Origin of the sequence: Spongiactinospora gelatinilytica (genome assembly GCF_003236385.1) — a bacterium.
GTDB classification, from domain to species: Bacteria; Actinomycetota; Actinomycetes; order Streptosporangiales; family Streptosporangiaceae; genus Spongiactinospora; species Spongiactinospora gelatinilytica.
Genome location: NZ_POUA01000428.1, coordinates 1 through 6,020, shown reverse-complemented (window position 1 = coordinate 6,020; position 6,020 = coordinate 1). Strand labels below are relative to the sequence as shown.

General features: G+C 72.5%; 5 protein-coding genes. 2 read left to right on the top strand and 3 right to left on the bottom strand.

Annotation, left to right across the window (positions count from 1 at the left end):
• Window positions 1-47: 47 nt before the first annotated feature.
• Window positions 48-1,118, bottom strand: coding sequence for an ABC transporter ATP-binding protein (locus C1I98_RS33810; protein ID WP_111171405.1), 1,071 nt, complete (start codon window positions 1,116-1,118; stop codon window positions 48-50).
• 5 nt (window positions 1,119-1,123) lie between these two features.
• The gene (locus C1I98_RS33805; RefSeq protein ID WP_233508413.1) at window positions 1,124-2,320 is read right to left on the bottom strand and encodes a LolA family protein; all 1,197 of its coding nucleotides are present in this window, start codon (window positions 2,318-2,320) and stop codon (window positions 1,124-1,126) included.
• 268 nt (window positions 2,321-2,588) lie between these two features.
• Here C1I98_RS33805 and C1I98_RS33800 point away from each other — a divergent pair, with 268 nt between their 5' ends.
• Window positions 2,589-3,263 carry a response regulator transcription factor gene (locus C1I98_RS33800; RefSeq protein WP_111171403.1) on the top strand — a complete coding sequence of 225 codons (675 nt, stop codon included), beginning with the start codon at window positions 2,589-2,591 and terminating at the stop codon, window positions 3,261-3,263.
• Window positions 3,253-4,758: a sensor histidine kinase gene (locus C1I98_RS33795; protein ID WP_111171402.1), complete on the top strand. Its 1,506-nt coding sequence runs from the start codon at window positions 3,253-3,255 to the stop codon at window positions 4,756-4,758. Before C1I98_RS33800 ends, C1I98_RS33795 begins: the two co-directional genes overlap by 11 nt.
• A 163-nt stretch (window positions 4,759-4,921) precedes the next feature.
• Here C1I98_RS33795 and C1I98_RS33790 read toward each other — a convergent pair whose 3' ends face one another.
• Window positions 4,922-5,791 (bottom strand): LysR family transcriptional regulator, encoded by an 870-nt coding sequence (locus C1I98_RS33790; protein WP_111171401.1) that lies wholly within the window; start codon window positions 5,789-5,791, stop codon window positions 4,922-4,924.
• Between the last annotated feature and the right edge of the window lie 229 nt (window positions 5,792-6,020).

Sequence of the window (6,020 nt, the reverse complement as noted above, 5' to 3'; positions counted from 1 at the left end):
GATCCGGCGCCGTGCCCGCGGACGCCGCCGTCCCGGCGGCCGGAACCTCAACCGTCGACATCGAAGCCCTCCCCGGTCAGGCCCACGAACACTTCCTCAAGGCTCGGCCGCAGGATCGCGAGCCCGTGTACGGCCACCCCGGCCGTGACCAGGGCCGCGCACACCAGGTCGGGGGCCGCGGTACCCAGCGCCGCGCTCACCTCGGCCGGACCGGAACGCGGGTCGGCCAGCCCCAGCCCGGCCAGGACGCCGGCCGCCAGGCCCACGTCCGGCGTCTCGATCTTGATCCGGGGCTCGCGCCCCGCCCGCAGCTCCTCGATCGGGCCGTGCGCGACCAGGCGGCCCGTGCGCATCACGCCCACGTGCGTGCACATCTGCTCGACCTCGGAAAGCAGGTGGGAGGAGACGAACACGGCCGTACCGGCGGCGGCCACCTGCCGGATCAGCGCCCGCACCTCACGGGTGCCCGCCGGGTCGAGCCCGTTGGTCGGCTCGTCGAGGATCAGCAGCTCGCGCGGGCCGAGCAGGGCGGCGGCGATGGCCAGCCGCTGCCGCATGCCCAGGGAGTAGGCGCGGTACCGTTTGCCCGCCGCGGCGGCCAGGCCCACCCGGTCCAGGGCCAGGGCGATCCGCGCACGGGCGGTACGCCGGTCCGCCGAAGGGTCCGCCGCGTCGAAGCGGCGCAGGTTGGCCTCGCCGCTCAGATAGGGATAGAACGCGGGCCCCTCCACGACCGCCCCCACCCGGGGCAGCGCCTCGGCCAGCCCGCCCGGCATGGGCACGCCCAGCAGCTCGCAGTCGCCACCCGAAGGCGTGACCAGCCCGAGCAGCATCCGGATCGTGGTGGTCTTGCCCGAGCCGTTGGGCCCGAGGAACCCGAAGACCGAGCCGCGCGGCACGGCGAGGTCGAGGGAGTCCACGGCGACCTGCCCGCCGCGAAAGCGCTTGGTCAGCCCACGGGTGACGATCGCGTGCCCGCGCGCGGTGTCCTGGCCGGGGGACGGGGACGCCGCCTCGGGCGTCCCCCGGATCTCGCCGCGCGGCCCCGCGGGCCCGGCCGCAGCCGGGTCCGCGACGTCGCGCTCCCCCGCCAGGAGCGGCGTCTCTCCTGGCGTCATGGTGCTCACTTCCGGCCGGCCGCCTCGTACAGCGCCTGCGGCCCGACCGCGCCGGCCAGCACCCGGCCGTCGTCGGTCAGCAGGACGGTGACCAGCTTGGTCTGGATCAGGCGTCCGTTGCCCCAGGCGCCGCTGACCGGCTTGGCCGCCGACAGCACGGCCTCCCCGAAACCGGCCACCTCGCTCCCGGCGCCGTCGCGCGGCTTCTCGGTGAGGTCGGAGGTCCGCAGCGGCGCGACGATCACGCTCGTCCACGCGCTGCCGTGGACGGCGACCTCGCCCGCGCCCGGGACGCGCGGACCGGCCTCCTCGCCGTCCTTGGGCCCCTTGGCGTCCTTGCCCGCCTTCTCGTCACCGTGGCGCAGCCGCCGCAGCGCGTGGTCCTCGGCCCTCTCGATATCCTTCTCGCCGATGGTCTCCTGCGTCACCTTCGCGCCGGCCGGCGGGGTGAACGTGAAGTTCTCCGGCGCGGGCGGGGTGAAGGTCACCGAGGTGTAGCCCGCCTCGAACGCCGGCTCGATCGAGTCCTTGGCGTAGATCTGGAAGCGCAGCGGCACGTAGTTCTCGCCGTCGAAGGCGATCCTGATCTCCTTGACCAGCGAATCGGGCGACTTGGGGGCGAACGTGAGCTGGTAGGCGGCGCGGTCGGCCACCTTCACGTCATTGCTCACCCCCACCGCGGTGTGCTCGTCGATCGCGTCCAGCAACTGCGCCGACAGCGCCTGCGGCGTCAAATCAGAAGGCATCGCCCGCCCGCCCAGCGGATGCTTGCGGGCGCGCTCCTCGCCGCGCAGCAGGGAGTCGTCCACCTTCAGCCGGGTGGCCTTGTTGCCCCCGCTCTCATACAGCCAGAGCCGATCGCCGTTCTTGATCAGGTTGGTCTCGCTCATCCGGCCCAGCAGGGCGACCCGCTGGCGGTCGGCGCCGCCGTACCAGACCTTGAACTCGTGCGCTCCGGTCAGCAACGACAGCGGCGAGGTGGGATCGGCGGACTGCGCCGGCATGGAGGGCAGGCCGAGGGAGGACGTCTGCAGGACGGTGCCGGACATCGGCGGGAACTGCCCCGACCGGGCGGCGCGCGCCGCCTCGGCGAGCAGTTGCCCCGCGGTGCGGTCGGGCAGGGCTGGAGAGCCCTGCACGGCCGCGATGACCGGCCCGGTGCCCACGGCCGCGGCGATCACGGCCACCGCGGCGATCGGCACACCCCACCTCACGGCACGACCCCGTGACTTGCGAGACTCCCTGGGCGGTCCCGTGTCGTGAACGTTGGACGACATCTCACTCCTTAACCGTATGTCGCCGGCCGCGGATGGGCGGCCGGTCACAACGAAGCCTGCGCGGTCGTCGCTGTGCCCAAGCTGAGACAGACTGAGAGGTGTCTCAGGCTGAGAAACCTCTCAGCGCTCTCAGCCCGGTCTCAGGCGCGTTGACCAGGATGGGAGGAGACATGCGGCTTCAGGAGGTCAGCGGATGCGGGTTCTCGTGGTCGAGGACGAGCGGCGGATGGCCGCCGCGCTCCAGCGGGGGCTTTCGGCGGAGGGTTTCGCCGTGGACCTCGCGCACGACGGCGAGGACGGCCTGCACATGGCCAGGCAGGGCGAGTACGACGTGATCGTGCTCGACATCATGCTGCCGCGGATCTCCGGCTACAACGTCTGCAAGACGCTGCGCGCCGAGGAGAACTGGGTGCCGATCCTGATGCTCTCCGCCAAGGACGGCGAGTACGACATGGCCGACGGCCTGGACCTCGGCGCGGACGACTACCTCACCAAGCCGTTCTCCTACGTGGTGCTGGTGGCCCGGCTGCGGGCGCTGCTGCGGCGCGGCGCGGGGCGGCGGCCCGCCGTGCTGCGGTCCGGTGACCTGGAGCTCGACCCGGCGAGCCGGCGGGTGGCCCGGGGGCGGACCGAGATCGAGCTGACGCCGCGGGAGTTCGCGCTGCTGGAGTTCCTGCTGCGCCGCCACGACGAGGTGGTCTCCAAGTCGGAGATCCTCGAGCACGTCTGGGACACCTTCGACACCGACCCCAACGTGGTGGAGGTGTACGTGGGCTACCTGCGCAGGAAGATCGACGTCCCGTTCGGCAGGAGCGCCCTGCAGACCGTGCGCGGCGCGGGCTACCGGCTGGTGGGCGATGGCGGCTGAGCCGGGCTCCGCCGGGCGCTGGTGGCGACGCAAGAGCCTGCGCTTCCGGGTGACGGCCGCGGCGGCGGCGGTGCTCGCCCTGGCGCTCGCCATCTCCGCCTGGGTGTTGCTCGGGCTGCTCGGCAGGTCGCTGACCGCCACCGTCGACGACTCGGCCCTGCAGCGCGCCAACCGTGTGCGCGCCGACGCCGACGCCGGGCGGCTGCCGCCCGAGCTGAGCAACCCCGACGGGACGCTCATCCAGGTCATCGAGCCGGGCGGCCGGGTGATGCACGCCACGGTCGGCACCGACCGGCTGGTACCGCTGCTCGGCCCCGCCGCCCGCGCCCAGGCGATCAGGTCCGACCAGGCCGGCGACCTGGACGGCGCGCCGTACGGCATCCCCGGGCGGCTGCGCGTGGTCGCGGTGTCCGCCGACCACGGCCGGGTGGTGATCGCCGCGCGCTCGATCGCCGAGGTGGAAAAGAGCCTGGCCGCCGCGACGCAGGTGCTGCTCTTCGGCACGCCGCTGCTGGTGATCCTGCTGGCCGCGGTGAGCTGGATGATCGTCGGCGGCACCCTGCGGCCGATCTCCTCGCTGCGCAGGGGCGCGGCCGAGATCTCCGGCACGGCCCGCTCCCGGCGGCTGCCGGTGCCCGAGGCCGACGACGAGGTGCACAGCCTGGCCATGACCCTGAACGACATGCTCGCCCGGCTGGAGGAGGCCGACACCCGGCAGCGGGCGCTGGTCTCCGACGCCGCCCACGAGCTGCGCAGCCCGCTGGCCAGCATCAGGCTGCAACTGGAGGTCGCGCTCGGGCACCCCGAGGGACAGGACTGGCGGGAGACCGCCGAGGGCGTGCTGGAGGACGCGATGCGCCTGTCCCGCCTGGCCGAGGACCTGCTCGCGCTGGCCCGGCTGGACGAGCGCGGCGGCATCCCGGCCCGCCGGGAGCCGGTGGACCTCGAAGGGCTGGTACGGCAGGGCGTCGAACGCTACGCCGACAGCCCGGTCACGGTCTCCTGCGCCGTCGTGGACGGCGGCCTGTCGGTCACCGGCGACGCGCTCGACCTGGGGCGGGTGCTGACCAACCTGGTGGACAACGCGGTACGGCACGCCCAGGCCGGGGTGTCGGTGGAGTTGCGCGCCGAGGGCACGGCGGCGCTGCTGACCGTCACCGACGACGGCCCCGGCATCCCCGATGCCGACAGGGAACGCGTCTTCGACCGCTTCACCCGGCTGGACACCGCGCGCAGCCGCGACGAGGGCGGCGCGGGGCTGGGACTGGCCATCGTCCGCGAGACCGTGCGGGCGCACGGCGGCAGCGTCCATCTGGAGTCCGCAGGCGGTTCGGAAGACGATGAAGAGGGGCAGGGCCTGCGGGCGGTGGTACGGCTGCCGCTCACGATCGTCCCCGCGCTCTACGCCGGACCGGCGTCCCGGCCGGTTCCCGATGCCCGCGCTCCCGGCGGCCCGGTCAACGGGGCCGTGCTGGAAAGTGCGAAGGATCAATGACGGGCGACGCGGTCCGGCTGTGCCGTCCGCCGCTCTACGCCGACCGGGAGATCGTCATCCCGGCGCGGAGCTCGCGCCCAGCGGTGCCGCCCCACCCGGCACCGGCTTCCTGTACTACTCGTGAGCGTTGGAACGCTCCCGCTGACTGGGCGAGTCGGCGGCGCTAGGCCGCGCTGCCCCCTTCGGCGAGCGCCAGAAAATCCTGGACGATCAGCGGAAGGCGGCGACGGGCGTGCACGATGGCGATCACCCGCCGGACGGGTGGCTCCAACGAACGGATCACCAGCCCCGCTCGCAGGGCCTGCTCGGTCAGCCCGCGGTATCCGAGCAGGGAACCCACCCCCGCGCGGACATGGGCCATCGAACTGCCCCGCTCATCGGTCTCGGCGGCGGTCACCGGCCGCACGCCGTGTTTGGCGAACATCGCGTCGAACTCCCTGCGCCTGGCGCTGCCCCGCTTGGGGAGCACCAGCCGCATGCCGGTCAGCCGGGCCATCGGCACCGTGTCGGGGAGGTCGAGGCCAGGAGGGGAGATGAGCACGATCTCCTGGCGTTCCAGTGGGTGGCCGATCAGGTCGGCGGGGACCGGCAGGTCGGTCAGGCCAAGATCGGCCCGCTGGTCCCTGACGGCGCTCACCACGCCGTCACGTCCGTCACAGCGCACGATGTGCACGCGTACCGCGGGGTTCCGCTCGGCGTACGCGGGCAGGAGTCGCGTGGCGAGCGCCGGCTCCAGGCTCGGCGTCAGCGCGATCCGAAGGTCGGTGTCGGCCGAGCGGCCGTGCCCGGCCAGCGACTCGATCTCATGTACGGCGTCTAATGCCTCCTTCGCGAGTTTGACGACCCGGCGTCCCTGGGCCGTGACGACCACGCCACGACCGGAACGCGCGAACAACGTCATTCCGAGTTCACGCTCCAGGTCCCTGATCGCGCGGGAAAGCGCGGGTTGCGCGATGTACAGAGACCTGGCGGCGTCTGTCATGGTGCGGTGCTCCGCAGTCGCCACAACGTAGCGGAGCTGCTGCAGATTCATGCTCTGAAGCTAGGACACAGTGCCTTGATCGGTCCGCCACATTGCGGAGATCACCTCGCACGATTTCACTGAGTAACGGATCAGGCCGACATTCGTGACGGGTGATAAATCAGTATGCTTCTGCCCCAAATAAGGTAAAGGTCCGGCTGGTTTGTCGCGGTCAGGACAAACGGGGTAAGGGGAAGACAGCTTGGCAGTCAACGGACAGTATCCACCGCCACCCCCCTCG